Raw genomic sequence first — 25,758 nt, forward strand, 5'->3', positions numbered from 1 at the left:
GGCGTGCATCGTCTGATGAATCTGTCGAGGAGCAAGCATGGCAAGGCCAGAGAAAGTCCGGCTCGGTGAAATTTTAGTGCAGCAGCAATTGCTGACGGAAGAACAGTTGGGCCAGGCCTTGACGGAACAGAAGCGCTCGGGGCGCAAGCTGGGCCGCGTTTTTGTTGAACACGGCTTTGTCACGGAAGAGCAGATTTCGGGCGCGCTGGCGCGCCAGCTGGACATTCCCTACATCAACCTGAAGTTCTACAACATCAATTCCGAGCTGGTGCGCCTGCTGCCGGAAACCCAGGCGCGCCGTTTTCGCGCGCTGGTGCTGGAAGACCGGCGCGAGGGCTTGCTGGTCGGCATGTCCGATCCCACCGACCTGTTCGCGTACGATGAGATTGCGCGCCTGGTCAAGCGCCAAATCGAGCTGGCCGTGGTCAATGAAACGGAAGTGCTGGCCGCCATCGACCGCATCTACCGTCGGACGGAAGATATCTCCACCCTGACGCGCGAGCTGGAGCAGGACCTGGGCGACGTGTCCGTCGACTTTGGCGCCCTGGCCGCCAATCCGGGCCTGGAAGAGGCGCCCATCGTCAAGTTGCTGCAATCGGTGTTCGAGGACGCCACGCAAGTGCGCGCCTCGGACATCCACATTGAACCGCAGGAAGGCCGGCTGCAGATCCGTTTCCGCATCGACGGCGTGCTGCACCTGCAGACGGAAGCGGACAGCAAGATCGCCAGTTCGCTGGCGCTGCGCCTGAAACTGATGTCGGACCTCGATATTTCCGAGAAGCGCCTGCCGCAGGATGGCCGCTTCGCCATCCGCGTAAAAAATCAGCGCATCGACGTGCGTATCTCCACCATGCCGACGCAATATGGCGAATCGGTGGTGATGCGGCTGTTGAACCAGGGCGGCACGACCTTGCGCCTGGACGCCATCGGCATGCCGCCCAAGCTGGTGCAACAGTTCCGCGCCATCGTGAACCGCCCGAATGGCCTGGTGCTGGTGACGGGGCCGACCGGCAGCGGCAAGACGACGACCTTGTATTGTGCCTTGTCCGAGCTTAATTCCGTGGAAAAAAAGCTCATCACGGTGGAAGACCCCGTCGAGTACCGTTTGCCCGGTATTAACCAGGTGCAAGTGAACGACAAGATCGAGCTCAGTTTTGCCCGCGTGCTGCGCTCGGCCCTGCGGCAGGATCCCGATATCGTGCTGGTGGGCGAGATGCGCGACCAGGAAACGGCGCAAATCGGCCTGCGCGCCGCCATGACGGGCCATTTGGTGCTGTCGACCCTGCATACGAATGACGCCATCAGCACACCGCTGCGCCTGATGGACATGGGCGTGCCCCGCTACATGGTGGGCAGCTCGCTGCAAGCCGTGCTGGCGCAGCGCCTGGTGCGCGTGATCTGCGAAAGCTGCAGCACGCCGTACCAGCCCACGCCCAACGAATACGAATGGCTGCGCCTGGAACTGGGCGAGCTGGTCGAGCGCAACCAGTATTTCCATGGCAAGGGCTGCTCGCATTGCAACGGCATGGGTTACCGGGGCCGCACGGGCGTGTACGAGTTGCTGGAAATTACGCGCGCCGTGGCCGACGCCGCGAACCATGCCGATCCTTCCCACTTCATGAGGGTGGCGATGGAGCAGATGGCGGGCGAAACCCTGCGCCGTCACGCCGTGCAGCTGGTGGTGCAAGGCCGCACGACGGTGATGGAAGCAATGCGCATCAGCAACCAGAGCGAGGATTGAGGTGCCATTTTTTGCTTACAAGGCGCGCAATGCCAGCGGCGAGCTGCTGACCGGCGTGATGGAAGGCGCCGACAGCGGCGCCGTGGCCGATCAGTTGTTTTCCACCGGCGCGACGCCGGTGGAAATCCTGGTGACCAAAAAAGCCGCCACTACCGGCGCCGATATCGGCTGGTGGCAAAGGCTGACGGAGAAAAAAGTCAGCTCGATGGACGTGCAATTGTTCAGCCGCCAGCTGTACACCCTGCTCAAGGCGGGCGTGCCCATCATGCGCGGCCTGGCCGGCCTGCAGGAATCCGCCATCAGCCCCGCATTTGGCCGCGTCATCAAGGATGTGCGCGAGTCGCTCGACGCAGGCCGCGAACTGTCGGCCGCCATGGCGCGCCACCCCACCGTGTTTTCGCAGTTTTACCTGTCGATGGTGCGCGTGGGCGAAATGACGGGGCGGCTGGATGAAGTGTTCCTGCGCCTGTTCGACCACCTGGAATTCGACCGCGACATGCGCGCGCGCGTGAAGACGGCCACGCGCTACCCCAGTTTCGTGATCGTGGCCATGCTCGTCGCCATGGTGATCGTCAACATGTTCGTGATTCCCCAGTTCGTGAAAGTGTTCGCCAGCTTCAATGCCGAACTGCCTTTGATGACGCGCATCCTGATTGGCACGTCGGGCTTCATGGTGGCGTACTGGCCGGTGCTGCTGGTAGTGACGATAGCCGCGATAGCCGCTTTTCGTGCCTGGTTGCGCACCGTGCCGGGCCGCTACACGTGGGACCGCTACAAGTTGCGCTTCCCCATCGCCGGGAAGATTATCCTGAAAGGCACGATGGCGCGCTTCGCGCGCAGTTTCGCCCTGTCCAGCACCAGCGGCGTGCCCATCGTGCAGGCGTTGACGGTGGTGTCGCAGACGGTAGACAACGCCTACCTGTGCGCCCGGGTCGAACAGATGCGCGACGGCGTCGAGCGCGGCGACAGCATCCTGCGCACCTCGGTGGCGGCGGGCGTTTTCACGCCGGTGGTGCTGCAAATGATCGCCGTCGGCGAAGAGTCCGGCTCGCTGGACGAGCTGATGAATGAAATCGCCCAGATGTACGAGCGGGAAGTGGACTACGAATTGAAGACCCTGTCCGCGCAGATCGAGCCCATCCTGATCACCTTTCTTGGTGTCATGGTACTGGTGCTGGCGCTGGGCATCTTCTTGCCAGTGTGGGACCTGGGCAAGGTCGCCCTGCATAAATGAGGCCGCCATTGCATCAAAAAACAACATGATGAGCCGCAAGGCAAGGCAGCGGGGCTTCACGCTATTTGAATTGGGGGTGGCAGTGGCCGTTATCGCCATCCTGGTGGTTGTCTTGCTGAGTCGGCTAAGCTTTTACCGTGATGAAGCTGAGCGGCTGGCATTCGAGCAAACGGTGACGGCATTGCGTACGGAAGTACGCTTGAAAGCCTTCGGATTGATGATTGCCGGCCGCGAACAGGAGGGCGCTGCGCTGGTGGGACAGAATCCAATCAACTGGCTGGCGCAAAAACCGGCAAATTATCTAGGTGAATATTATTCCCCTGACACTAATAACCTTGCTACAGGTCATTGGTTTTTTGATAGGGATGATGGATTTTTGGTGTATTTATTAAATCGGGGCAACACTTTCAGTAAAGAGGGTTCCGAGTTGCTTCAATTCAAGGTAAGCTTGTCGCAAGAGCCTGGAAATTCAACTGTCGATGCCGTAGGCACATTGGATATGAGGCCGGTCCAAGTTCGTAAAAATATTGCCAAGATTGGCATTAAGTAACGTTTGGTAGGTATAGGCAAGCAGATTTCTGTTTGCGAATGAAACATTTACATGATTTTTGGAGATCCGCATGAATAAGTCGATTCGCCGTTTTAAACAAAGCACCCAAGCGGGTTTTACATTGATCGAACTCGTTGTCGTGATTGTTATCCTGGGCATTCTGGCGGCCACCGCTATTCCGCGCTTCATCGACATGGCGACGCAAGCGCGTACTGCCAAAATTAGTGCGGCGCGTGGTGCACTTCAAAGTGCTGCCGCGCTGGCACATGCCCAATGGGTATTGACCGGCTCTTCTGCTGCGACGGTCAGCATGGAAGGCACGGGTAATGTCGACATAGCATTTGGTTACCCCTCTGCGGCTGGTATTTTGAATGCCGTTAACTTGAGCGCGACTGACTACAGCAACGTGACAACTGCTGGAGTGGTAAGCTTCTCAGAAGTGCCAGCCCGCGCCAATTGCTTTGTGACCTACACTCCAGCTACTTCCCTTACCGTGCCTCCGGCGATCGCGCAGACGACAGGCGGTTGCTGATCATGAAATGTGCATGCCGCAGGCATTTTGCAGGCGGCATACCCTGGACTTCGAGCCCAACGTGATATTTTCCCGTTTGGGCTTTTTTATAGGCGTCGCCGCTGTGGTCAGGGCGGCATGTACAGCTAGACGACTCATCGCGACATACTCAATGATGCAGCAGCATAGTTTTCCTACCCGCATCATACGCGGCCGGCGCGCGCGCGGCTTCACCCTGGTCGAGCTTGTGGCCATAATCGTAGTGACCGGCATCCTTGCCGCTTTCGCCATGCCGCGCTTCTTCCAGCAAGACAGTTTTGATGCGCGCAGTTTTGCCGATCAAAACGTGAGCATGCTGCGCTATGCGCAAAAATTGGCGATTGCGCAAAACCGGCCCGTCTTCGTGCTGCTTAACGGCAGCAGCATTGCCCTGTGCTTTAGCGCCGCCTGCGAGGCGGCCAACCGCGTCTTGCCGCCAGCCGGCGGTAACAGCGGCCGCAAGGCCACCCTGGCCGCCTGTGCGAATGCCACGGCGTGGCTGTGCGAGGGCGCGCCCGACAAGATCAGCTACAGCGTGCCGCAGGAAGCGGCAGCCTTTTATTTCAATGCCCTTGGCCGACCTTACAAGTCCACTGACACCGAACCCGTCTCCAGCTTTCCCGCGCGCGTCAGCATCGGCATCAGCGGCGGCGGCATCCCGCGCACTATCGTGGTCGAAGGGGAAACCGGCTATGTCCATTACTAGGGGCGCCATCATCGCGGCGCGCGGGCCGGGGCAGCGGGGCGTGACCTTGATCGAACTGGTCATCTTCATCGTGGTGGTCAGCATCGCCGTCGTTGGCCTGCTGCAAATTTTCGCCCGCACCACGGCCAGCAGCGCCGATCCGCAATTGCGCAAGCAGGCGCTGGCCATCGCGGAAGCCATGCTCGATGAGATCGAAGGGGCGCGGTTTACATATTGTCCGGCGGACGATCCCGCGGCGGAAACGGCCACCAGCGTGGCCGATTGCACGCTGGCGGAAGGGCCTGCAAATTCGATACGCCCCTATTACAGGGTAAGCGATTACAATCTGATCAACCCGCCATATACGTATACCACCACCGATGCGGCTGGCAATGACTTTCCGAAGGGCTATGTCGCCGACGTGGTCATCAGCCCTGTTTTGGTAAATGACAAAGGTTTGCAGCACGCTCCCTCGGCCACCGATCCCACGGCGCTGCGTATCACGGTCACTGTGTCATACGGTGCGAATCAGCAGATCGTGCTGGATGGCTACCGCACGCGCTATGCGCCGAACAGTATTCCATGAAGACTTATTTCCCCCAGCGCCGCTCGCGTGGCTTTACCTTGATTGAACTGATCGTGGTGATCGTCATCACGGCCATCATCGCCGGCATGGTGACGGTGTTCATTCGTGCCCCCGTGCAAAGCTACCTGGATGTGACCGCTCGCGCCGAACTGGCGGATGCGGCCGATACGGCATCGCGGCGCATCACGCGTGAGGTGCGCCTGGCCTTGCCCAACAGCGTGCGCGTGACGAGCAATAGCAGCGGCACTTATCTGGAGCTGCTGCTGACCAAGGCGGGTGGACGCTATCTGTCGGAAGACGATAATCCTAACTTAGTGCCGGGCAATGTGCTGGCCTTCGATCCCCTCACGCCGATGAGCACTGCGAACGTCTTTACCATCGTTGGCGCCGCGCCGTCCGGCATGCAAGCCATCGTGCCCGGCGACTTTATCGTCGTCAACAATCTGGGCGGCCAGCCTCCCGTGAATGCCTATGACTGCAGTGGGCAGTGCAACCGCGCCCAAGTCGCGTCCATCAGCGGCACCAATGTTACGCTGGCCAAGAACCCCTTTGTCGAGCAAACACCATCCATGCCTTCGCTCAGCTATCGTTTCCAGGTGGTGAGTACGGCCGTGACTTATCATTGCGCGCCGAATGCGAACGGCACGGGCACGCTGACGCGCTATGCAGGCTATGCGATCCAGGTGGCCCAGCCGGTGAGTACCGTTGGCTTGCCGCTCGACGGCGCGCCGTCGGCAGCGCTGATGGCGACGCAGGTCGCCGCTTGCGGTTTTTCTTTCGATACGCTGCCCAACCTGCAGCGGGGCCTGGTCAGTGTCAGCCTGACCCTGGGCGCGTCCGGCGGCAACGCGGGCCAGATCACGCTGGTGCAACAGGCACAGGTCAATAATTCGCCATGAGAATAGCCATTTCCCCCATGCCGCGTGGACGGCGCCCATGCCGCCCGGCGCGCGGCTTCAGCATCATCACCGCCATCTTCCTGCTGGTGGTGCTGTCCGCCTTGGGCGTGGCGCTAGTTTCCATCTCGACCATGCAGCACGCCGAGTCGGCGCTGGACGTGCAGGGCGCGCGCGCCTACCAGGCGGCACGGGCCGGCATGGAGTGGGGCGTGTACCAGCAGCGCATCAATGGCATTTGTGAGCCAAGTAACAGTTTTGCCTTGCCCGCGAATGGCGCGCTGAGCGGTTTCAGTGTCACCGTGCGCTGCACGCAGGCGGCGGGAGCACTGCCCCGTTTTCAAGTGATTGCGACCGCCTGCAACCAGCCGGTGGGCAGCGTTTGCGCCACTGCCAACGCCACCAACAATCCCGATTATGTGCAGCGCGTCGTGCAGGCGGAGTTTTAAACACGGCACGTTAAAGGAGCAATATGCAGGCAATCATCGCCTTATGGATAGCCGTCGTGGCCCTGCTTGCTTGCGCGCCGGCCCAGGCGGCAACCTACGCCAACACCAGTTTTGCCTACAGCTGGATCGACGCCAGCAATCATGCCAAGCTCGGCTATAACACCACGCCCTACCGATTCAACGGCTCAGCCGGCTGCGGTACCTCGCCGCCCATTCTTGACGATACGCTCAGTGATGCCTTGCCTATCGGTTTCAGCTTCATGTATTCGGGCGTGGCCTTCACCACCTTGCGCGTGATGACGAATGGCCGGGTGCAATTCAATAACAATGTCACCTGCGGCTATGGCAGCCCGGTCCAGACGCTGCCGTATCCGGACAGCAGCTTGAATTACACCATGCGCATCTATGGCAACGATCTCGATCCCACCTCGAAACTGGAACTGCCCACCTACAATACCGCCTGCGCCAGCCGCACCACCTGCTATGTCAGCTACGCCACCATCGGCACGGCGCCATACCGCAGCTTCGTTGTGACCTGGAATAATGTGCCGGAATGGACCACGGGCGCCAATCCCACGGGTTCCTACACGCTGCAATTGATCTTGCAGGAAAACGGTGAATTCGTTTACCAGTATGGCGCCGCCGTGGCGGGGCCGTCCGCCAAGCTGGGGCAGATAGGCTGGCAGGCGGACAGCAACGATTACGACACACCGCAAACAGGGTTTCCGGTGACGAACTCGGCGATCAAGTTCTACATTCCCCGTCCGGTGCTCGAGTACCGCATGGAGCAGCCCAGCTGGAACAATACGCCGGCGCAAGTCAGCGATACCAGCGGCAACGGTCGTGATGGCACGGTGCTGGGTGGCGCGCAGACGATAGCTGCCGGTCGCGTCTGCCGTGCCGCCAGTTTCCCCCTCAACACCAGCACCTCCGCCATCGATGCGGTCGACAGCGGCCTTTCCGTGCCCGGCAGCATGGGCGGTGCCGGCACCATCACGTTCTGGTACAAGGCCAACACGGCCTGGTCGGGCAGCGGCGCGCGCGATGCGCAACTGCTCGACGCCACCCAGCTGAACAACGAATGGTTTTTTCTCGTGCGGCGCAGCACCGGCGCCTTGCGCTTCGTCGTCACGGACAGCCTGGGCAACCAGCGCATAGTGGAAACGGCTGCCAATAGCGTGCCCGCCGGCACCTGGAAGCATATCGCCGTAAGCTGGAGCTTCAATGCGCTGGCGGCGTCCAATAGCGACCACTTGCGTATCTATGTCGATGGCGTGCTGCAAAAGGAGTCGGCGTTTACCACCGCGGCGGTAGTGTCGCCGCGCATCGGGTCCCTGTTTATCGGCGACAACCGCAGCGCATTTACGGGGCAGAACGGCAGCGGCAATTCCACCGATGGCGCGATCGACGAATTGCGTGCCTATAACTATGAAGGCGGCCTGGCGCTGGTGCAGCGCGACCAGAACCTGAGCCAGGCGGGCTGCCTGAACCATTACGCGGTGACGAATACGGGTACCGGCCTGACCTGCCAGCAAAGCACGCTCACGGTCACGGCGCATGACGTCAATCACAACAATATTGTGATGCCCAACAACACCACGCAAATCCAGCTGAGTACCTCGAACGGCATCGGCGACTGGGCCCTGATCTCGGGCTATGGCGTGCTTTCCAATGGCACGCTGAACGACGGGGTGGCGACCTATCTGTTCAACGGCGAGTACCAGGCCGTGTTTGGCCTGAGCAGCGGCACGGCAGCCACCGTCAGCGTCAATGTGACGGATGGGCAGTTCACGGAGCAGGAAGACCAGTCGCTGGTGATCAAGGCGTGCGCGGTGGCGCGCTTCAACGCCTGCGAGGCGACGTCGCCCCGTTGCGTGCCCAGCACCAGCAGTATCAGCTATGCGCGCCTCAATACCAAGCTGGCCGACACGGCCTTCAAGCTCGACCTGGTGAAACTGAAAACCGATGCCAGCCTGGAAACGAATTTCGCCGGCGCGGCCACGGTGGATTTGCTGGTCAATACCGCCACCGGCGTCGCGCTGGGGGCGAATAACTGCCCGCTGACCCAGACGGCGGTCATACCGCTGGGCCTGGTGGCGTTCACGGGCGGCTATTCGAGTGCCAATGTGATCATCCCGGCCAGCGCCATCAGCGCCGTGGCGCCCAAGTACAGCGCTTACCGCGATGTGCGTGTGCGCGTGACTTGCACCGCGGCCGTGTGCGGCACGGCCAATGTGGGTTGTTCGACCGACAATTTCGCGGTGCGGCCACAGCAGTTCACGCTCAGTTCCAACATGAGCAACAGCGGCCTGAGCGGCACGCCCAGCCTGGCGGCGGGCGCCCAGTTTACCTTGAGCGCGGCGGCCGTTGCCGGCTATAACGGCACGCCGCTGGTCGACAATACTGCGGCAGGCCAGAAAATCACCGGTTTCCTCAGTGTCACCGACTACACCAACCGCCTCGCGTCGACATCCAATGCCAGCCCGTTTCCGCTGGGGCAGGCCGTGCTGGCCAGCGGCCTGGCCAGCAACAGTGGCGTGACCTATGGCGATGTCGGCACCTTCCGCATGCTGCCCGAGGCCGTGCTCGACAATGCCTACACCAGCGTCGACCAGCCTGCCGATTGCGTCATTGGCAGCAGCAGCAATACGGCCGTGAATGGCAAGTTTGGCTGCAATATCGCCAATCAGGCGCAAACCCCGGCGCCCGTCTTCGGCCGCTTTTTCCCTGACCACTACGCGCTCACGGGCGCACTGACGGCGGCCTGCGGCGACTTCACCTACATGGGTCAGCGCGAACTGGGCGTCGTGCTGGGTGCGACGGCATTAAGCAAGAGCAACCAGATTCTGGCCCGCTATGGCAGCGCCTATCCCGGAATCGCCAGCGTCAGCGTGGGCGCGGGCAATGCCGGCGCGGCACTGTCCATCGGCCGCCTGGCGCCAGCCTTGCCCGCCTTTGCGTGGAACCAGGGGCGCAGCGGGCGTTCCTACACGACCGATGGTGCTGCGTATGCCGCCGGCAGCACGCAAGTGGTGGTGGCAGGCAGCGGCGGCCTGTCGGCGGGCGAACTGATCAAGTTTGGCGGCGACGGCGCCATCTATACGGTGCAGGCAGGCACTGCCGGCGCGGGTAGCATTACGCTCGCCGCGCCTGGTCTGCAGCAGGCGATTCCCAGTGGCACGACCGGCATCACGGTACTGCACAGCTTTGACCGAGTGGCCAGCGGCCAGGATGGCCCGTACGACGATTTTTCGCTGGTGGTGGGTATCAGCGACAGCGACGGCGCGCTCATTTCCAGTGTAAATGGCTTGGCGGTCGCGCCCGCCGCCAGCGTTGCCATCGGCGATACCCGCCTGCGTCATGGCCGCTTGCGCATCAACAGTATGTATGGCTCGGAAAAGCGCGCGCTGCTGGTGCCCTTGGTCGCGCAATACTGGAACGGCAGCGCATATGCCGCCAATACGCTGGACAATTGCACGGCCCTGCTGCGCAAGAATTTCATCTTGAAGGATTATCTCAACCTGACGGATGCGCAGTTGCCTGCCGCGACCACCTTGCCGCTCGACAGTGGTTTGCTGCAGCAGGGCGCCGGCAGCGTGCTGATGGCAAAGCCCGCCGCACCCGTGACGAAAAAAGGCACGCTTACGCTACAGTCGCTGATACCGTACCTGCCGGGACAGGCGCGCCAAACCATCGGCACGTTCAAGAGCGAGTTCATGCTGTACATGCGCGAAATGTATTGAAGGGCATGCGATTTTTCGGCGCGTCGTGACATTCGTGATGTTTTCCTGTAAATGTGTTGCCAATGTTTTCTTTTTTAACCTGTTCATACCTGCTATGAATTAAAATTGACTGAATGCATCATTCGGACGGCACCGCTGTCGTAGCATTTCATTATCTGGATCGGTGGCATGGGTTTATTCGCAAAAGCAAAAAAATACGAGGGTTGGCTGGCGACATCATTGTCAGCGGAAGGCGTGTGCGCTGCCGTGGTCAAGCGGCGCGCGGATGACAAGCCGCTGGTGCAGGCGGCGGTCATGTATCCCGGACGCAAGCCGCTGGCGGCGGCGACCCTGGAAAAAATGAACCGGGATGTGCATGCCCAGTCTTATCGAAACACCACTTTGCTCGGCGCGGGCGAGTATCAGATACTGACGCTCGACGCGCCGAACGTGCCGCCGGACGAGCTCAAGACCGCCGTCCGCTGGCGCCTGAAGGACATGATCGACTTTCCTGCGGCGGACGCCACCGTCGACGTCATCGATATTCCCGCCGACAAGAACGGGCCGGGACGCGCGCAATCGCTGTTCGCCGTTGCGGCGCGCAACACTGCCGTGGCCCAGCGCCAGGCGCTGTATGGCGAAAGCAAGATCGCCCTGTCGGTCATCGATATCCCGGAAATGGCCCAGCGAAATATCGCGGGCTTGATGGAAACGCCGGGACGCGGCCTGGCCATGCTGTCTTTCGATGGCGAAGGGGGGCTGTTGACCGTGACGTTCGATGGGGAACTGTATCTGGCGCGCCGCATCGACGTGACCGTGGCGCAGCTGGCCGATACCAGCGACACACAGCGGCAGCAGTATTACGACAGGATCACGCTGGAACTGCAGCGTTCCTTTGACCATTTCGACCGTCAATTCCATTTTATTTCCCTTGCCAGGCTGGTTCTGGCGCCGACCGGCAGCGACGGCCTGCATGCTTACCTGGCAGACAATTTGTACATGCCGGTCGAAGCGCTGGATCTGACGGCATTGTTTGATTTTTCCAAGGTGCCGGACCTGTTGGCCGCTGCCGGCCAGGCGCGCTTTTTCCTGGCCCTGGGTGCGGCCCTGCGGCAGGAGGAGATGCCAGCGTGAGCCAGCAAATCAATCTGTTCAACCCCGCGTTTGAAAAACAGAAGCAGGCGCTGTCGGCGGTGGGCTTGCTGCGTGGCCTGGGTCTGGTCCTTGCCGCCAGTGTGGCAGTGGTCTGGTTCGGCGCGCGCCAGGTGGCCGCGCTGGAGCGGACGGCGGCCGACGCCAAGGCCGTGCTCGATGCACGCGAGGCGCGGCGGGCGGATGTGTTCGCGCGGTTTCCCGTGCCCGGCAAGGACCCGCTGATCGCGGGCGCGCTGGGCCAGGCAGAGGCTGACCGCGGCGCCTTGCTGGAAGCCGGGCAAATTCTGCAGGGCGGCGAACTGGGCAATACACAGGGCTATGCCGATTATTTCCGCGCCTTCGCGCGCGCCAGAGTCAATGGCTTGTGGCTGACGGGGGCGAGCATCGCCGGCGCCGGCAAGGAAATTGGCTTGCGGGGGCGCGTCGTGCAGCCGGACTTGCTGCCCCAGTACATCAGCGCCCTGTCCAGGGAATCGGCGTTGCAAGGCAAATCGTTCGCGCGCCTGGACATGGCCACCGCTCAGCTTCCTGCCCAGGCCGCCGTCTCAGCGCCAGCATTGCCAGGCGCAGCGCCGGCCGCTGCCGTGGCGGCACCGGCGCCGCGCTTTATCGAATTCAGTTTGCAATCGTCGGCGGCACCCGCCAGCGATGCAGGGGCGGTCAAGCAATGAAACAGCAATGGCAACAATTTGCCCTGAAATTTGAGGTGCTCAGCGTGCGGGAACGGATCATGGTCTTTGGCGCCAGTGCCGCGCTGCTGATTTTCATGGTTGTTTATCTGTTCGTCGATCCGCTGTTGACCAGGCGCAAGGCGCTGGCCGACACGATTGCCCAGCGTCAGCAGGCCGTCGCGGCCATCGATGTCGAGATGGCGCAAAGGATGGCGGCGCATGCGGGCGACCCCAACCAGCAGGACCGCATCCGGCTCGAACGGATCAGGCAGGAAGTCCAGCAGATGCGGCAATCCCTGCAAGCGACGCAAAACGGCCTGGTGGCGCCCGAGCGCATCGTGCCGATGCTGCAGCAATTGCTGAAACAGCAGGCCAACTTGCGCCTGGTGTCGCTGGCCACATTGCCATCCGGCGCCATGGGGCAGGGCGGCCATGTCGCCACCAAGGCGGCGCCGTCCGCACCTGCGGCCGTGCCTGCCGGGCAGTCGCCAGCGGATGCCGAACCGGCGAAGGCGCCGGCTTTGCTATACCGTCATGGTGTGGAAATCGTATTGCGTGGGAATTATCTGGATATGGTGAATTATATGGATGCCGTGGAGGCCATGCCGGCCCATGTGTTCTGGGGCAAGGTCAATATGCAAGTCGAGCAGTACCCGAATGCCACGCTGAGCCTGACCCTGTACACGCTCAGCCTGGACGAGAAATGGATCGCGCTGTGATGCGCGCCAGGCGCTACGCCGCTGTTGGTACTGTGCTGCTGGCCTTGGCGCCATGGGCCTTTGGACAGGGCCTGGTCGATCCGACCAGACCGCCCGATGCGGCGCCTGTCGAGGGCAGTGCCGTGTCCGCCCGCGCGGCGCGGCCGCAGCTGCAATCGGTGTTGATCTCCCATCAGCCTGGCGGACGGCGCCTGGCCGTGATCGATGGCCGCAGCGTGCGCGCGGGCGACAAGGTGGGCGGCGCAGTCGTCGTCAGCATAGACGAGGCGAGCGTGGCGCTGCGGCGCGGCAAGACCTTGGAAACGCTGCGGCTGTACCCGAAGACGGTCGATGCGAATGATGCAATGCATGTACGAAGGAAACAGGTTCATGTCACCCAATAAACACAAGGCGGGAATGCGTAAGATATTTGAAATAAGCAAGCGGGCAAGCGTCCTGGGACTTGCAGCGGGTTTGTGTGCCTGCAACGTCGCGCCTGTGAAGCGCGACACCTACAATGCAATCAAGGAGCAGGTGGCAGGCGCAGTGGCCACCACCACCCCGGCGGCGCAATCGGCGGCGGTGGAAAACGCACTGTTGCCGCCGGCGTCCGCGCTGGCCGCGCAGTTGCCGAAGGCGCGCGGCGTGCTGGACGAGCGTTTCAATGTCGCGTTCAACAACGTTCCGGCACGCCAGTTCTTTCACTCGCTCGTCAACGGCACGCGCTACAACATGCTCGTGCATCCGGATGTGCAGGGCAGCATTTCCGCCAACCTGAAAGATGTGACCCTGTTCGAGGCGCTTGACGCCATGCGCGAGATGTATGGCTATGATTACAAGGTCGATGGCACGCGCATTTCGATACGGCCCCTCACCATGCAAACTCGCATGTTCCAGGTCAATTACCTGACGGGCAACCGCAAGGGCACGTCGAATTTGCGCGTGTCCTCGACGTCGGTGTCGAATGCCGGCATCAGCAACAGCGGCCAGAGCGGGGGCAACAACGGCCAGCAGTCGCAGCAGAACCAGCAGCAGCAGCCTGGCCAGCCGGGCGAGCAAGTGGTGCAGGACAGTTCCAACCTGAGCACCACGTCCGACAGCAATTTTTGGGCCGAACTGAAAGAGTCGCTGGGCGCCATCATCGGCGGCACTGCCGACGGCCGCAAGGTGGTGATCAGCCCGCAGTCAGGCGTCGTCGTCGTGCGCGGCATGCCAGAGGAATTGCGCGCCGTCGACCTGTACCTGAAGGCGACGCAGTTGTCGGTGGACCGCCAGGTGATCCTGGAAGCCAAGATTCTCGAAGTGGAACTGAACGATAATTTCCAGACCGGCATCAACTGGGCTTCGTTTGCCTCCATCAAGAGCGGCCACACGAATCGCATTTCGACGGGCTTCATCCAGCCGGGCGGCACCCTGGCGCCGCTGCCGTTCAACGGCGGCCAGCCGCCGAACATGACGAATGGCAACGGCCTGACGGCCAGCAGCGGTTTTGGCTTGAGCTCGGCGGCCACGGCGGCCGGTTCGATGTTCGGCCTGGCCTTCCAGACCGCCAACTTTGCCGCCATGATCACCTTCCTGGAGTCGCAGGGCGCCGTGCACGTGCTGTCGAGTCCGCGCATCGCCACCATGAACAACCAGAAGGCCGTGCTGAAGATAGGCACGGACGAATTCTTCGTCACCGGCGTGAGCACCACCGTGACGTCGACCGGCACCACGGGCGGCACCACCTCCAGCCCGAACGTCACCCTGCAGCCATTCTTTTCCGGTGTGGTGCTGGACGTGACGCCGCAGATCGACGAACAGGGCAACATCATCCTGCACGTGCACCCGTCCGTCAGCCAGGTGACGACCGTCAACAAGCAAATCGACCTGGGCAGTGCCGGTTCGCTGAAATTGCCACTGGCCGCTTCCAGCACCTCGGAGATGGACAGCATGGTGCGCAGCCAGGATGGACGTATCGTCGCCATCGGCGGACTGATGCGCCAGGCCACCACCTCGGACCGCTCGCAAGTGCCGGGCGCGGGCGATATTCCCGTACTGGGTGCCTTGTTCCGCAATACGGGGCAAGTGATCCAGAAGCGCGAACTGGTGGTGCTGATCAAGCCCACCATCGTCGAGGGCGCCAACAGCTGGAACGAGGACTTGCTCGATTCGGGCCGGCGCATCGAGGCGCTCGACCCGCGCCGTCCTTCGGAGCGGCGCTAAATGTACCAGGCCCATTTCGGCTTGCGCGAGGCGCCTTTCGGCCTCACGCCCGATACCAGTTTCTTCTTCAACGGCCCGCAATCGCAAAAGGCGCTCAACACCTTGCTGGTGGCGGCGCGCAATGGCGAGGGCTTCATCAAGATTACTGGCGAAGTGGGTACCGGCAAGACTTTTCTGTGCCGCAAGTTCATGCAATCCCTGGGCCCGGATTTCGTCACAGCCTACATCCCGAATCCGAACTTGCCGCCCCGTTCGCTGATCCTGGCGCTGGCCGACGACCTCGATGTGCTGCTGGAGAAAGATGCTGACCAGCATCAGCTCCTCAAGTCGCTCAACCTGCGCTTGCTCAACCTGGCTGCGCAGGGCAAGCGCGTGCTGCTGTGCCTGGATGAAGCGCAGGCGATTCCCGTCGACAGCCTGGAGGCCTTGCGCCTGCTGACGAACCTGGAAACGGAAAAGCGCAAGCTGCTGCAAATCGTGCTGTTCGGCCAGCCCGAGCTGGACGTCAAGCTGGCCCTGCCGGAAATCCGCCAGCTGGCGCAGCGCATCACCTTTCACTATCACCTGGGGCCTTTGTGCCGCGACGACGTGGATTTTTATGTGGCGCACCGCCTGCGCGTGGCCGGTTTCGATGGCGCGCGCCTGTTCAGCCGTGGCGGCGTGAGCAAGCTGTACAAGGCGTCCGGAGGCATCCCGCGCCTGATCAACATCATGGCGCACAAGGCGCTGATGGTGGCGTACGGCGAAGGCCGCCAGCAAGTCAGCGGCCGCCACGTGGCGCTGGCCGCCAGCGATACCCTGGCCAGCAAGGCCCGCTTTTGGCAGAAGCCTTGGCCGTGGCTGGCCGGCGCCGGTGTGCTGGCCGCCGCTTGCGGCGTGAGCTGGACCTTATTGAACCGATGACGAAGATGAGCCTGTAGATGAGCCTGATTAACAAGATGTTGCAAGACCTCGATGCACGCGGCACCCCCGATGGACGCGGCGACGCGGCCGGCATCCGCTCCGTGCCCGAACGCGAGCGGGGTGTCTCTCGCGCGCTGGTCTTCGGCGGTGCGGCCGGCCTGACGGCCGCCGCCATCGCCCTGGGCTGGGTCTACCTGAAACGCCCGCCCGTGCCGCCCGTGTTGGTCAGCGTGGCCAACATCCCGGCCTTGGCCCCGGCGCCTGCGCCGGTGCCCGTACCTGTGCCCGTACCTGTGCCCGTCGCCGCAGCACCCACACCGGTGGTGGCCGCCCCGGCGGCGCACGTCGTGGCAGCAAAACCCGAGCCCGTGTTCCTTGCCGAGGAGGCCGTCCCCGCGTCCGCCGAGGTGCGTGCTGCGGAGTTGCGCCGCATCACGGGAAAACCTGCCAGGCCTGTCCCAGTCCCTGTGCCCGTGGTGAAGACGGCAGTGCCCGCCGCCAGCGAGCGTATCCTGGACGGAAAACAAGTTACGCCCCAGCAGCGCGTGGAAAATGAATACCGGCGCGCGCTGGCCCAGTTGCAGGATGGCCGCGTCTCCGACGCCATGCTGGCCTTGCAGCAGACCCTGCAGCTGGACCCGCGCCACCAGGGTGCACGCGAAACCCTGGTGCGCCTGCTGCTCGAAGCGCAGCGCCCCGATGACGCAGCCCGCCAATTGCAGCTGAGTTTGGCATTGGACCCGAAACAGCCGGCGCAGGCGATGATGCTGGCCCGTTTGCAGCTGGACAAGGCCAACGGCCCAGCCGCCCTCGATACCCTGATGCGCAGCCTGCCACATGCTTCCGATAACGGCGACTACCGCGCCTTCCTGGCCGGCGTGCTGCAGCGCGAACAGCGCTACCGCGAAGCAGCCGAGCAATACCAGTTGGCCCTGCAGGCGGCGCCCGACAACAGCGTCTGGTGGATGGGCCTGGGGATAGCCCTGCAAGCCGACAACCATCCGGCCCAGGCGCGCCAGGCCTACGAACGGGCCAAGGGCTTGCAAACCCTGTCGCCCCAACTGCAGGCGTTTGTCGAGCGCAAGCTGGTGCAGTTGACGGCGGCGACCGCCAAATAAGCGCTGGCCTAGCGCACCACTTTCATCTCCCCCTGCAAGCAGCATCGCAAGCTATGGGGGGATGGACTTGTACCACCTGACTGAAGCAGATGATCCCGCAAACAAGATGACCACTGCCTGGACATTCCCCGATGCCCCCAATACTGTGTGCTTTACGACCACGGAGGTAGTGAACGTTGCTCCCGTCGTGCATGTGTCATGACTACGAAGGGCAGGGCCAAGACAGTATTAGGGGCTTTTAAAGAAGGCAAGTGGAGACTGTCATGGCATTGACATTGACCGCCAGACTTCGTTGGTGCTCTCAAGTGAACTTATGCTCCGGCGCTAGTGTTGCTCAATGTTGCTGAGGCTATGATTGGCGTCGCTTGCCAGATCGAAGAGCATTTTATTGTTGCCAATGAATCGTGGAATCAGTCTGGAAATTGCGCTGGTGGAAGGCTCGTGAAACTGGGTTTCGCAAACAAATAACCCTGAAAGAGCTGTATGCCTTCACCCCTCAGCCATTGGAACTCATCCAGTGTTTCAACGCCCTCGGCCATTAAATCAATGCCAAGATCGATACATACACTGGCAATCGCCCGCACGATGGCCTGTCTGGGACCATTGCTTTCTATGCCGCGTATTAAAGCCATGTCCATCTTGATCTGGTCGGGCTGGAGTTCCGCCAGCAAATTCAAGCCTGAATATCCAGCGCCAAAATCATCGATGGAAACCTTCAAACCTGCCCTGCGATACACGTTGATCAGTTGAGAGAAGCGTGCGTGATCATGTATCATTTCACCTTCGGTAACCTCGATCACGAGGCGCCTGACAGGAAGCCCGCACTCTGCGGCGGCATCGAGCATGCTGTCGATTGACGACGAGGAAAGCAGCAGGCTTTGTGGCAATAGATTCAGGTTGAGATCGCAGCCGATGCCTAGCTGGGCAGCCAGCCGGATTGCCTCCACGCGGCCGGCGGCATCGAAGCGATGCATATCCTCTGGTGCCACAGAGCTGAACACTTGCGATGCTGCTTCGCCGTGAGCGCCACGTATGAGCGCTTCATACGAGACAATCCTGTGAGCGGCCACGTCGATAATGGGCTGGAAAGCATGTCCGAATTCAATCGATGCGGCATGGCTCTCTGAATTGCAAGGTGTAAAGATGGCGGTCATGGAACATGCTCCAATGCCATCGTTGGATGCGGGGCCAACTTGTGCCGCCAACGTCCGCGCTGGAATGCCGCCAGGAGTTTCTTCGCTCTCCCGCCGTCCAATTGCAAAAATACCGAATTCCCTTCGAAGAAGTCGTTCAACCCCTCGATATTGCAAAGTTCTTCACGAGAAACGTTCGAAAAGGACATTGTCCAATCGCAAAAGGAACGCTTGGCGATGGGCTCCTGGATGATACGGACGATGGCTTGATGGCGCTTGTCTGCGCAGATTTCTTCGAACAGCTGCATGACTGCCGCCTCGGATCCTTCCAGCACCTGAAAGAAGTTTTTGTTTTCGTACAGAAGCATGCCTGTTATGTCGAGCATGGCATTTGTCGCACGCGCCTTCTTTAGCAATATCAAGAGTTCTTGCCTGTCGAATTCGCGAGGAGAGGTGCTTGCATAAATGAGATGAGTGAGCATGTTCATTGAATGACCTCTGCGGTTAATCGCTGACCTCTCCATGTGAATGGCAGGTGCCTGAACGAGTGTACACGGGGAATTCCGCGCGGTCTCATAAGTTTTCCATGTGCAACATGATGTAGAACATGGCGAAAGAAAAAATCACATCCGCTGTTTGATACGCTGAGGGCTGCTGCGCGGAAGGAAACGTATCAATTCACACGCTCATGCCAGGACTGAGACGCAGGATCCAGCAGTGTTCCACTGGCGTTGGATGGCTGATTGCGGGAATCGACGGCCACACATGCGCCAGAGTTCTGAATTTGCGTTCCTGTAGCAGCGCTACAGCCGCGCCTCATCGCCCCACACATTCCGCATGCTGAAATGCAAGCCGACATCGTCTTCATGCAGCGACGAAACGATGGCAAAGCGGCTGTCGGCCGTGTCGCGGGGAGACAGTTGCGCCAGCTCCGCGGCGGCCAGCGGCGCGCCCAGCGGGTCGCTCAGCGGATGCACGTGTGCTGCGCCCCGTTGCGTGACGACGCCCAGTTCGCCGCTGCGCAGGCGGACCAATGTGCCGGGCGGATATTTGCCCAGCAGCTTGACAAACTGTTCTCCCAGCAACGGGTCGATGGGCACGCCCTGGTCGAGAAAGGTATGCTGCAGCGCCTGGTCGGGGACGATGGAGCGGCGGTAGTTGCGCGCGGAGACGCGGGCGCAATAGCGGTCGGCCAGGCCGATCAGCTTGGCGTTTTGCAGGATTTCATCGGCCGTGCGTCCTTGCGGGTAGCCGCTGCCGTCGTCGTTTTCATGGTGCAAGAGCACGCAACTGAGCCATTCCTCGTCGTCGACGCCGGCGCAGCGCAGCAGTTCCGTGCTTTCCTGCGGATGCTTGCGCACGATGCGCATTTCTTCGTCATTCAGGGGGCCGCGCCGGTCCTGGAAGCTGTCGTGGTGGCGCAACATGCCCACGTTCATGGTCAGCGCGGCGGCACCGATCAGTATGAGTTCATCGTGGGACTTGTGCATGCTGCGCCCCACCAGCATGGCCAGCAGCGCCGTTTCGATGCAGTGGCGCACCGCGTAGGTGCCGGCGATCTGGTTGAGCAAGATGCTGGCCAGGGAGATGTCGGCATCGTGCTCGAGTGCGCGCAGCAGGTCGCGGGCGATGTCGCGCACGTCGCGCTCGGCATTGCTTTCGCTGCGCAAGTCCAGCAGCAGGCGTTCCAGGCGCTGCGCCGCCTCGTTGACCAGGCGCAAGACGGACGGCTGCTCGGGCGTGCCCACATACAGGCCCAGCTGCAGCAAACGGCCCAACTGCGTGCCGTCGGTGATGATCTGCCCCTTGCGCAGTTGCGGGCCGGCACTATGGTCAGCCAGATACAGATCCCAGGGCAGGGGTTCGCCGGGAACCAGGTCGGCCGGGCCGATGCGACGTTGTACCATGCTGTCATCCTTTGCTCCCCCGTGGCGGAGCGGTACCCAGTTATATGCTGCGCAGGCGCTCCAGCGCCAGGCGCAAGGTGTCGTCCTGCTTGGCAAAGCAGAAACGCACGATGCTTGACTCCTTGCCTTGCGCGTAAAACGCGGAGACAGGGATGGCGGCCACCTTGATCTCGGTCGTCAGCCATTCGGCAAACTGCGCTTCGGTCTCTTGCGAAATGGCATCGTAGCGCACGCACTGGAAATACGTGCCGTCGGCCGGCAGCAGGGTGAAGCGGCTGCCCGCCATGCCGTCGCGGAACAAATCGCGCTTGCGCTGGTAAAACGCGGGCAAGTCCAGGTAGGGCTGCGGCTTGGCCATGTAGCCGGCAATGCCGTGCTGCATCGGTGTGTTGACGGAAAATACGTTGTACTGGTGCACCTTGCGAAATTCCGCCGTCAGGGCCAACGGTGCCGCCACATAGCCCACTTTCCAGCCCGTCACGTGATACGTCTTGCCGAAGCTGGAGACGATGAAGCTGCGCGCCGCCAGTTCCGGATGGCGTGAGAGCGAAGCGTGCGGCACGCCGTCGTACACCATGTGTTCGTACACTTCGTCAGAGAGGATCAACATTTGCGTGCCGCGCACGATGTCGGCCAGCGCCGCCACATCGGCAGGACGCAGTATGGTGCCAGTCGGGTTGTGGGGCGTATTGATGATGATCAAGCGCGTCCTGGGGCTGACGGCCGCGGCCAGCTTGTCCCAGGGCACGCTGTAGCCTTGCTCACCCACTTGCATGGCTACCAGCACTGGCACGCCGCCGGCCAGCGCGATGGCGGGCAGGTAGCTGTCGTAGGCCGGTTCGATGACGATGACTTCGTCGCCCGGGTGCACGCAGCACAGTATGGCCGTGGTGAGCGCCTGCGTGGCGCCGGCCGTGACGGTGATCTCCGTGCCCGCATCATAGCTGTGGCCGTACAGGCTGGCGATCTTCGCGGCAATCGCTTCGCGCAAGGGTGCGGCGCCCGTCATCATCGGATACTGGTTGTGGCCGGCGCGCATGGCGTTGCTGACGAGATCGACCAGGGCGGGGTCGCAATCGAAGTCGGGAAAGCCCTGGCCAAGGTTGACGGCACCATGCTGGGCCGCCAGGCTGGACATGCGGGTAAATACGGTGGTGCCCACTAGAGGCAAGCGGGAGGTCAGGCTAGGAGTCAGGTGGGGCAGGGACTGGCTGTTCATGAACGGTAGGGTCGCGGTGCGCAAAGTGGAATCGTGTCCCATTCTAGCGCAGCGCGTGTCGATCCGTGCAGGCCGCGATGGCTCAGCCTGGCAAGGCCCAGCCTTCCGGCACCATGATCTTGAACATGCCGGCCTTGGCCGTCTTGCGGGCCAGTTTCAGCAGGGCCTTGTCCTTGGTGATGAGAATGTCGGCGTTGGCGTCGCGCGCCAGTTCGAGGAATTTCTGGTCATCCTTGTCCGTGCAGACGGGCAGGCGCACGCCGGAGGCGGGCGGCGCCACCACCGTGATGTGGGCGTCGAAGCGGGCGGCGGCAACCGCGCGGCTGGCTTCGTCGAGCGGCAGGTGTTTGTAATGCAATACGACAAGATATTCCGCGCGGCAATCTTCGCGCGTGATGGCGTGCACGGCGCCGCTTTCCATGGCCGCCAGCAGGCCCGCCCAGCGGGGGTCGTTGAAGACGAAGAGGTCGAGGCAAACGTTGGTGTCGAGGACGAGTTTTTGTGGAGCAGGTATCATGTCGGCAATTCTATTCTGTAGTGATAATTTATGTTGATCGTGCTTTCGCCCGCCAAGAGTCTCGACCTGGAGACGCCGCCAACAACCTCGTTGCACAGCACTCCCGATTTTCTCGACCATTCCGCCCAGCTCATCGAGCGCATGCGTCAGTTCTCGCTCGCCGAAGTGGGTAGCCTGATGGGCATTTCCGACGCCTTGTCAGCTCTCAACGTGGCCCGTTACGCCTCCTGGACGCCCAAGCTGGCGGAAGCGCGCCAGGCCATCATGGCCTTCAATGGCGACGTGTATGCCGGTTTCGAGGCGCGCAGCCTGCAGCCTGCACAGCTCGACTATGCCCAGTCGCGCGTGCGTATTTTATCTGGTCTGTACGGCTTGCTGCGCCCGCTGGACCTGATCCACCCGCACCGCCTGGAAATGGGCACGCGCCTGTCGACCGCGCGCGGCAAGGATTTGTATGCGTTCTGGGGCGACACCATCACCAATGGCCTGAACCGCACGGCAAAAGAGCAGGGCGCGAAAGTGCTGGTCAATCTGGCTTCCGAAGAATATTTCAAATCCGTCAAGCCGCGCCAGCTGGACGTGCCCGTCATCGCGCCCGTGTTCGAGGACTGGAAGAATGGCAAGTATAAAATCATCTCGTTCTACGCCAAGCGTGCGCGCGGCATGCTGGCCCGCTATGCGGCCGTCAACCAGATCCGCGATCCCCAGCAGCTGAAACAGTTCGATGTCGATGGCTATGCGTATGTGCCGGAAGCGTCGAACGATAAAAACTGGGTGTTCCGGCGTAAAGTAGCTGAATAAGTAAAAAAACCGGGCTAGCCCGGTTTTTTATTGCAGCTTACTGCCAGAATTTCCACCACTTGCGTTCCTTGTTCACCCCTTCCGGGCTGAGGAATGCCGTGTTCGGGTAGTTCTTGGTCAGCACGCGCAAAGTGTCGTCGCGCAGGTCGGTCAAGCCCAGCTTGTCATACGAGCGGTACATGATGAACAGCGCTTCTTCGATGGCGGGCGAAGCGGCAAAGTCGCTGACCGTCGTTTGCGCGCGGTTGGCGGCGGCCAGGTAGGCGCCGCGGCGGTAGTAATAACGCGCCACGTGCACTTCGTATTTCGCCATTGCATCGATCAAATAGTTCATGCGGGCCAGCGAATCGGGCGCGTACTTGCTATTTGGAAACTTGTCGACCAGTTGCTTGAAGGCCGCAAACGCTTCGCGCGTGGCTTTCGGGTCGCGCTCGGTCGGGTCTTGCTCGTACAGGAAGTTCAGGAAGCTGATCTGATCGTTAAAGCTGATCAGGCCACGCAAGTAGTACATATAGTCTACATTGGCGTGGTTCGGATGCAACTTGATGAAGCGTTCGACGGCAGCCAGTGCCTGCGCCTGGTCTCCCGCCTTATAATACGCGTAAGCGATCTCCATCTGCGCTTGCAGAGCATAGTTGCCGAAAGGATAGTTAGCCTCCAGCTTCTGGAACAGGCCGATTGCAGCTTCATAGTGCTGCCCGGCCATTTCTTCACGCGCCTCCGAGTATAATTTCGTAACGGACCAGTTTTTGGTCTCATCCACTTTTTCAGGCAACAAGCTGCAAGCGGACATGCCGAGCAGAACGACTGAAGCGACTACCAACGATAATTTTTTTTGCATGACGTTTTGCAAGAAGGTTTTAACCAAGATTTTACAATAGGCTGATTATAGCCGATGGGAATGCTGTGATATTAACTCCGAAGCCTAATTTGGCTGACTCCGCGTTTGACTCCCTTTCTGACCATGGCGCCGAAGATGCGTTTGACGGCGATTTTGCCGCCGACGACGCCTTCGAGATCATGGCCCCGATTACATTGGAACTGACGCCGGACGCCTGCGGCCACCGCCTCGATAAAGTCATCTCCAAGCTGGTGCCGCAATACTCGCGCAGCCGCTTGCAATTGTGGCTGGAAGCCGGTTTCGTGACCGTCGATGGAAAAGTTGCCAAACGCAACATGACCGCCTATGGCGACGAAAAGATCGTCATTCTGCCGCAAAGCGCGCCGGAAGACGAGGCTTTTAAGCCGGAAGCGATGGAATTGAACATCGTGCACGAAGATGAGCATATCATCGTGATCAACAAACCGGCCGGACTGGTCGTGCATCCTGGCCCCGGCAACTGGTCGGGCACCCTGCTCAACGGCTTGCTGCACCACTGTCCGCAACTGGCTGGCGTGCCACGCGCCGGTATCGTGCACCGCCTGGACAAGGATACCAGCGGCCTGATGGTGGTCGGCAAGACCCTGGCCTCGCAAACGGACCTGGTGCGCCAGTTGCAGGCGCGCACCGTCAAGCGCGAGTATTTTGCGCTGGTGTGGGGCACGCCGAAAATGGCGGGCACCATCGACGCATCCATCGCACGCCATCCGCGCGACCGGGTCAAGATGGCCGTCTCGGAGAATTTCACCGCCAAGCCCGCCATCACGCATTATGAATTGATCGGCAGCGGCGAACTCGACCGGCGTCCCGTCAGCTTGATGCAATGCCGCCTGGAAACAGGCCGTACGCACCAGATTCGCGTGCACATGCAGCATCTGGGGTTTGCACTGGTCGGTGACTCCGTGTACGGCAAGCAGCACCTGGTGTCCGTCTTCTCGCGCCAGGCATTGCAGGCGCGCCGCCTGGGTCTGGTGCATCCGGGCACCCTGGAAGCGTGCGAATGGATCGTACCGCTGGCCGATGATTTCGCCGAGCTGATCGCCACAGCGGGCATTCCCGAGCCGGAACAGGTCTGATGACGGCACCGTTGCCTGGCCTGATACCCCATTGGCCCGGCCTGCCCGCCAACGTGGGCGCGCTGGCGACCGTGCGGGAGGGCGGCGTCAGCCGGCAACCATATGGGGACGGGCAGGGCGGCGGTGGCTTGAACCTGGGCACGCACGTGGGCGACGAGCCCGCGCTCGTGGCCGCCAACCGCGCGCGGCTGGCGGCCATCCTGCCATCCGAACCCGCCTGGCTGTCGCAGGTGCATGGCGTGGCCGTGGCGGACGCAGCCAAACTGCACGGTTGCGTGCCCGATGCCGATGCCAGCATCGCCACGCAGGCGGGCGCCGTGTGCGTGGTGATGACAGCCGATTGCCTGCCGGTGCTGTTCAGCTCAAGCGATGGTCTGGTCGTCGGCGCGGCCCACGCGGGCTGGCGCGGCCTGGCCAACGGCGTCCTGCAGCGCACGGTGGACAGCATGCGCGCGCACGGTGCGACGGATATCCTCGCCTGGCTGGGGCCGGCTATCGGTCCGCAGCAATTCGAGGTAGGGCAGGACGTGCTGCAGGCGTTTCGCGATGGCGCGCGTGATGCTGCCGAGCGGCAAGTGTTGAGCGCCGCGTTCGCCGCCATCGACGGCAAGCCGGGCAAGTACCTGGCCGATATCTATGCCCTGGCCCGTACCATGCTGCTGCGTGATGGCGTGGCGCAAGTGGCGGGCGGGGAATACTGCACCGTCAGCGATGTGGCGCAGTTTTATTCGTACCGGCGCGATGGCGTCACGGGAAGACAGGCCAGCTTGATCTGGCGCAAGTAATCTGCACGGCAGACACTTATGTGTCTGCCGTTTTTGTTTTATCGTCTGCTGAGGCGAGGGCGCGCGCCTTCAGTTCAGCGACGCGCTCAGCCTTGCGTTTGCGTCGCCGCGAGCCCGTCAGATAGAATAGGATGGACAGCGGGATGACGCAGTACAGCACGAAGGTCATCACCCCGGCGACGATGGATGGTTCCGTCAGCGCCATGAGGCCGACGACATAGATCCAGGCAACAGCGGTCATGAGCATCATGAGTAGTGGCAGTCAGTAAAAGTTTGC

26 protein-coding genes are annotated in these 25,758 nt (G+C 61.5%); 19 read left to right on the plus strand and 7 right to left on the minus strand.

The genetic code is table 11. The annotated features are described in order from the left end of the window. The first annotated feature begins 37 nt into the window (after positions 1-37). The 16 genes from ACQ4WZ_RS06025 to ACQ4WZ_RS06100 all read left to right on the plus strand — a co-directional run bounded on the left by ACQ4WZ_RS06025 (position 38) and on the right by ACQ4WZ_RS06100 (position 17,163). Entirely contained in the window at positions 38-1,741 is a 1,704-nt protein-coding gene (locus tag ACQ4WZ_RS06025) for a GspE/PulE family protein (protein ID WP_101481749.1), read from the plus strand. Between the two features lies 1 nt (position 1,742). Next, positions 1,743-2,975 (plus strand): type II secretion system F family protein, encoded by a 1,233-nt coding sequence (locus ACQ4WZ_RS06030; protein WP_436572810.1) that lies wholly within the window; start codon positions 1,743-1,745, stop codon positions 2,973-2,975. Between the two features lie 25 nt (positions 2,976-3,000). Next, on the plus strand, positions 3,001-3,525 hold the full coding sequence (locus ACQ4WZ_RS06035) for a prepilin-type N-terminal cleavage/methylation domain-containing protein (protein ID WP_436572811.1): 525 nt from the start codon (positions 3,001-3,003) through the stop codon (positions 3,523-3,525). 70 nt (positions 3,526-3,595) lie between these two features. Continuing rightward, positions 3,596-4,057 carry a type IV pilin protein gene (locus ACQ4WZ_RS06040; protein WP_436572812.1) on the plus strand — a complete coding sequence of 154 codons (462 nt, stop codon included), beginning with the start codon at positions 3,596-3,598 and terminating at the stop codon, positions 4,055-4,057. Positions 4,058-4,211: 154 nt separating this feature from the next. Further along, positions 4,212-4,781 (plus strand): pilus assembly FimT family protein, encoded by a 570-nt coding sequence (locus tag ACQ4WZ_RS06045; RefSeq protein WP_436573859.1) that lies wholly within the window; start codon positions 4,212-4,214, stop codon positions 4,779-4,781. After that, on the plus strand, positions 4,768-5,346 hold the full coding sequence (locus ACQ4WZ_RS06050) for a prepilin-type N-terminal cleavage/methylation domain-containing protein (protein ID WP_436572813.1): 579 nt from the start codon (positions 4,768-4,770) through the stop codon (positions 5,344-5,346). The genes ACQ4WZ_RS06045 and ACQ4WZ_RS06050 overlap by 14 nt, the downstream gene beginning before the upstream one ends. Continuing rightward, on the plus strand, positions 5,343-6,245 hold the full coding sequence (locus ACQ4WZ_RS06055; RefSeq protein ID WP_436572814.1) for a prepilin-type N-terminal cleavage/methylation domain-containing protein: 903 nt from the start codon (positions 5,343-5,345) through the stop codon (positions 6,243-6,245). The genes ACQ4WZ_RS06050 and ACQ4WZ_RS06055 overlap by 4 nt, the downstream gene beginning before the upstream one ends. Continuing rightward, a complete protein-coding gene (locus ACQ4WZ_RS06060; protein ID WP_436572815.1) occupies positions 6,242-6,691 on the plus strand; it encodes an agglutinin biogenesis protein MshP in 450 nt (149 codons plus the stop codon). Before ACQ4WZ_RS06055 ends, ACQ4WZ_RS06060 begins: the two co-directional genes overlap by 4 nt. A gap of 23 nt (positions 6,692-6,714) precedes the next feature. After that, positions 6,715-10,434: a LamG-like jellyroll fold domain-containing protein gene (locus ACQ4WZ_RS06065; protein ID WP_436572816.1), complete on the plus strand. Its 3,720-nt coding sequence runs from the start codon at positions 6,715-6,717 to the stop codon at positions 10,432-10,434. Positions 10,435-10,602: 168 nt separating this feature from the next. After that, positions 10,603-11,547: a type IV pilus biogenesis protein PilM gene (gene pilM, locus ACQ4WZ_RS06070; RefSeq protein WP_436572817.1), complete on the plus strand. Its 945-nt coding sequence runs from the start codon at positions 10,603-10,605 to the stop codon at positions 11,545-11,547. Further along, positions 11,544-12,239 (plus strand): MSHA biogenesis protein MshA, encoded by a 696-nt coding sequence (locus ACQ4WZ_RS06075; RefSeq protein ID WP_436572818.1) that lies wholly within the window; start codon positions 11,544-11,546, stop codon positions 12,237-12,239. Before pilM ends, ACQ4WZ_RS06075 begins: the two co-directional genes overlap by 4 nt. Further along, entirely contained in the window at positions 12,236-12,958 is a 723-nt protein-coding gene (locus tag ACQ4WZ_RS06080; protein WP_436572819.1) for a type II secretion system protein M, read from the plus strand. The genes ACQ4WZ_RS06075 and ACQ4WZ_RS06080 overlap by 4 nt, the downstream gene beginning before the upstream one ends. Further along, on the plus strand, positions 12,943-13,341 hold the full coding sequence (locus ACQ4WZ_RS06085) for an MSHA biogenesis protein MshK (RefSeq protein WP_243858030.1): 399 nt from the start codon (positions 12,943-12,945) through the stop codon (positions 13,339-13,341). Before ACQ4WZ_RS06080 ends, ACQ4WZ_RS06085 begins: the two co-directional genes overlap by 16 nt. Before the next feature lie 13 nt (positions 13,342-13,354). Further along, complete coding sequence (gene mshL, locus ACQ4WZ_RS06090) at positions 13,355-15,142, plus strand: pilus (MSHA type) biogenesis protein MshL (RefSeq protein WP_133993411.1); 1,788 nt, start codon at positions 13,355-13,357, stop codon at positions 15,140-15,142. Then, a complete protein-coding gene (locus ACQ4WZ_RS06095; protein WP_101481735.1) occupies positions 15,143-16,045 on the plus strand; it encodes an ExeA family protein in 903 nt (300 codons plus the stop codon). Between the two features lie 17 nt (positions 16,046-16,062). Continuing rightward, entirely contained in the window at positions 16,063-17,163 is a 1,101-nt protein-coding gene (locus ACQ4WZ_RS06100; RefSeq protein WP_436572820.1) for a tetratricopeptide repeat protein, read from the plus strand. A 410-nt stretch (positions 17,164-17,573) separates the two neighbouring features. Here the strand turns inward: ACQ4WZ_RS06100 and ACQ4WZ_RS06105 are convergent, their stop codons facing one another. The 5 genes from ACQ4WZ_RS06105 to ACQ4WZ_RS06125 all read right to left on the minus strand — a co-directional run bounded on the left by ACQ4WZ_RS06105 (position 17,574) and on the right by ACQ4WZ_RS06125 (position 21,939). Beyond that, positions 17,574-18,317 carry an EAL domain-containing protein gene (locus ACQ4WZ_RS06105; protein ID WP_436572821.1) on the minus strand — a complete coding sequence of 248 codons (744 nt, stop codon included), beginning with the start codon at positions 18,315-18,317 and terminating at the stop codon, positions 17,574-17,576. Beyond that, positions 18,314-18,784, minus strand: coding sequence for a BLUF domain-containing protein (locus ACQ4WZ_RS06110; RefSeq protein ID WP_436572822.1), 471 nt, complete (start codon positions 18,782-18,784; stop codon positions 18,314-18,316). The genes ACQ4WZ_RS06105 and ACQ4WZ_RS06110 overlap by 4 nt, the downstream gene beginning before the upstream one ends. A 315-nt stretch (positions 18,785-19,099) precedes the next feature. Then, positions 19,100-20,203 (minus strand): HD-GYP domain-containing protein, encoded by a 1,104-nt coding sequence (locus ACQ4WZ_RS06115; RefSeq protein ID WP_133990721.1) that lies wholly within the window; start codon positions 20,201-20,203, stop codon positions 19,100-19,102. Between the two features lie 40 nt (positions 20,204-20,243). Then, on the minus strand, positions 20,244-21,422 hold the full coding sequence (locus tag ACQ4WZ_RS06120; RefSeq protein ID WP_436573860.1) for a pyridoxal phosphate-dependent aminotransferase: 1,179 nt from the start codon (positions 21,420-21,422) through the stop codon (positions 20,244-20,246). A gap of 82 nt (positions 21,423-21,504) precedes the next feature. After that, complete coding sequence (locus ACQ4WZ_RS06125) at positions 21,505-21,939, minus strand: putative toxin-antitoxin system toxin component, PIN family (protein ID WP_133990723.1); 435 nt, start codon at positions 21,937-21,939, stop codon at positions 21,505-21,507. A 30-nt stretch (positions 21,940-21,969) separates the two neighbouring features. Between ACQ4WZ_RS06125 and yaaA the strand changes: the two genes are divergently transcribed. Beyond that, complete coding sequence (gene yaaA / locus ACQ4WZ_RS06130) at positions 21,970-22,740, plus strand: peroxide stress protein YaaA (protein WP_436572823.1); 771 nt, start codon at positions 21,970-21,972, stop codon at positions 22,738-22,740. A gap of 37 nt (positions 22,741-22,777) precedes the next feature. On the opposite strand, the gene ACQ4WZ_RS06135 is transcribed toward yaaA, so the two are convergent. Next, positions 22,778-23,581, minus strand: coding sequence for an outer membrane protein assembly factor BamD (locus ACQ4WZ_RS06135; RefSeq protein WP_071076763.1), 804 nt, complete (start codon positions 23,579-23,581; stop codon positions 22,778-22,780). An 89-nt stretch (positions 23,582-23,670) separates the two neighbouring features. On the opposite strand from ACQ4WZ_RS06135, the gene ACQ4WZ_RS06140 reads away from it, so the two are divergent. Next, complete coding sequence (locus tag ACQ4WZ_RS06140) at positions 23,671-24,696, plus strand: RluA family pseudouridine synthase (RefSeq protein ID WP_101481730.1); 1,026 nt, start codon at positions 23,671-23,673, stop codon at positions 24,694-24,696. Beyond that, positions 24,696-25,481 carry a peptidoglycan editing factor PgeF gene (gene pgeF, locus ACQ4WZ_RS06145; RefSeq protein ID WP_436572824.1) on the plus strand — a complete coding sequence of 262 codons (786 nt, stop codon included), beginning with the start codon at positions 24,696-24,698 and terminating at the stop codon, positions 25,479-25,481. Before ACQ4WZ_RS06140 ends, pgeF begins: the two co-directional genes overlap by 1 nt. A gap of 16 nt (positions 25,482-25,497) precedes the next feature. Here the strand turns inward: pgeF and ACQ4WZ_RS06150 are convergent, their stop codons facing one another. Continuing rightward, positions 25,498-25,731 carry a hypothetical protein gene (locus ACQ4WZ_RS06150; protein ID WP_257561042.1) on the minus strand — a complete coding sequence of 78 codons (234 nt, stop codon included), beginning with the start codon at positions 25,729-25,731 and terminating at the stop codon, positions 25,498-25,500. Between the last annotated feature and the right edge of the window lie 27 nt (positions 25,732-25,758).

Origin of the sequence: Janthinobacterium darwini, assembly GCF_051380905.1 — a bacterium.
In the GTDB taxonomy this organism is placed as follows: domain Bacteria; phylum Pseudomonadota; class Gammaproteobacteria; order Burkholderiales; family Burkholderiaceae_D; genus Janthinobacterium.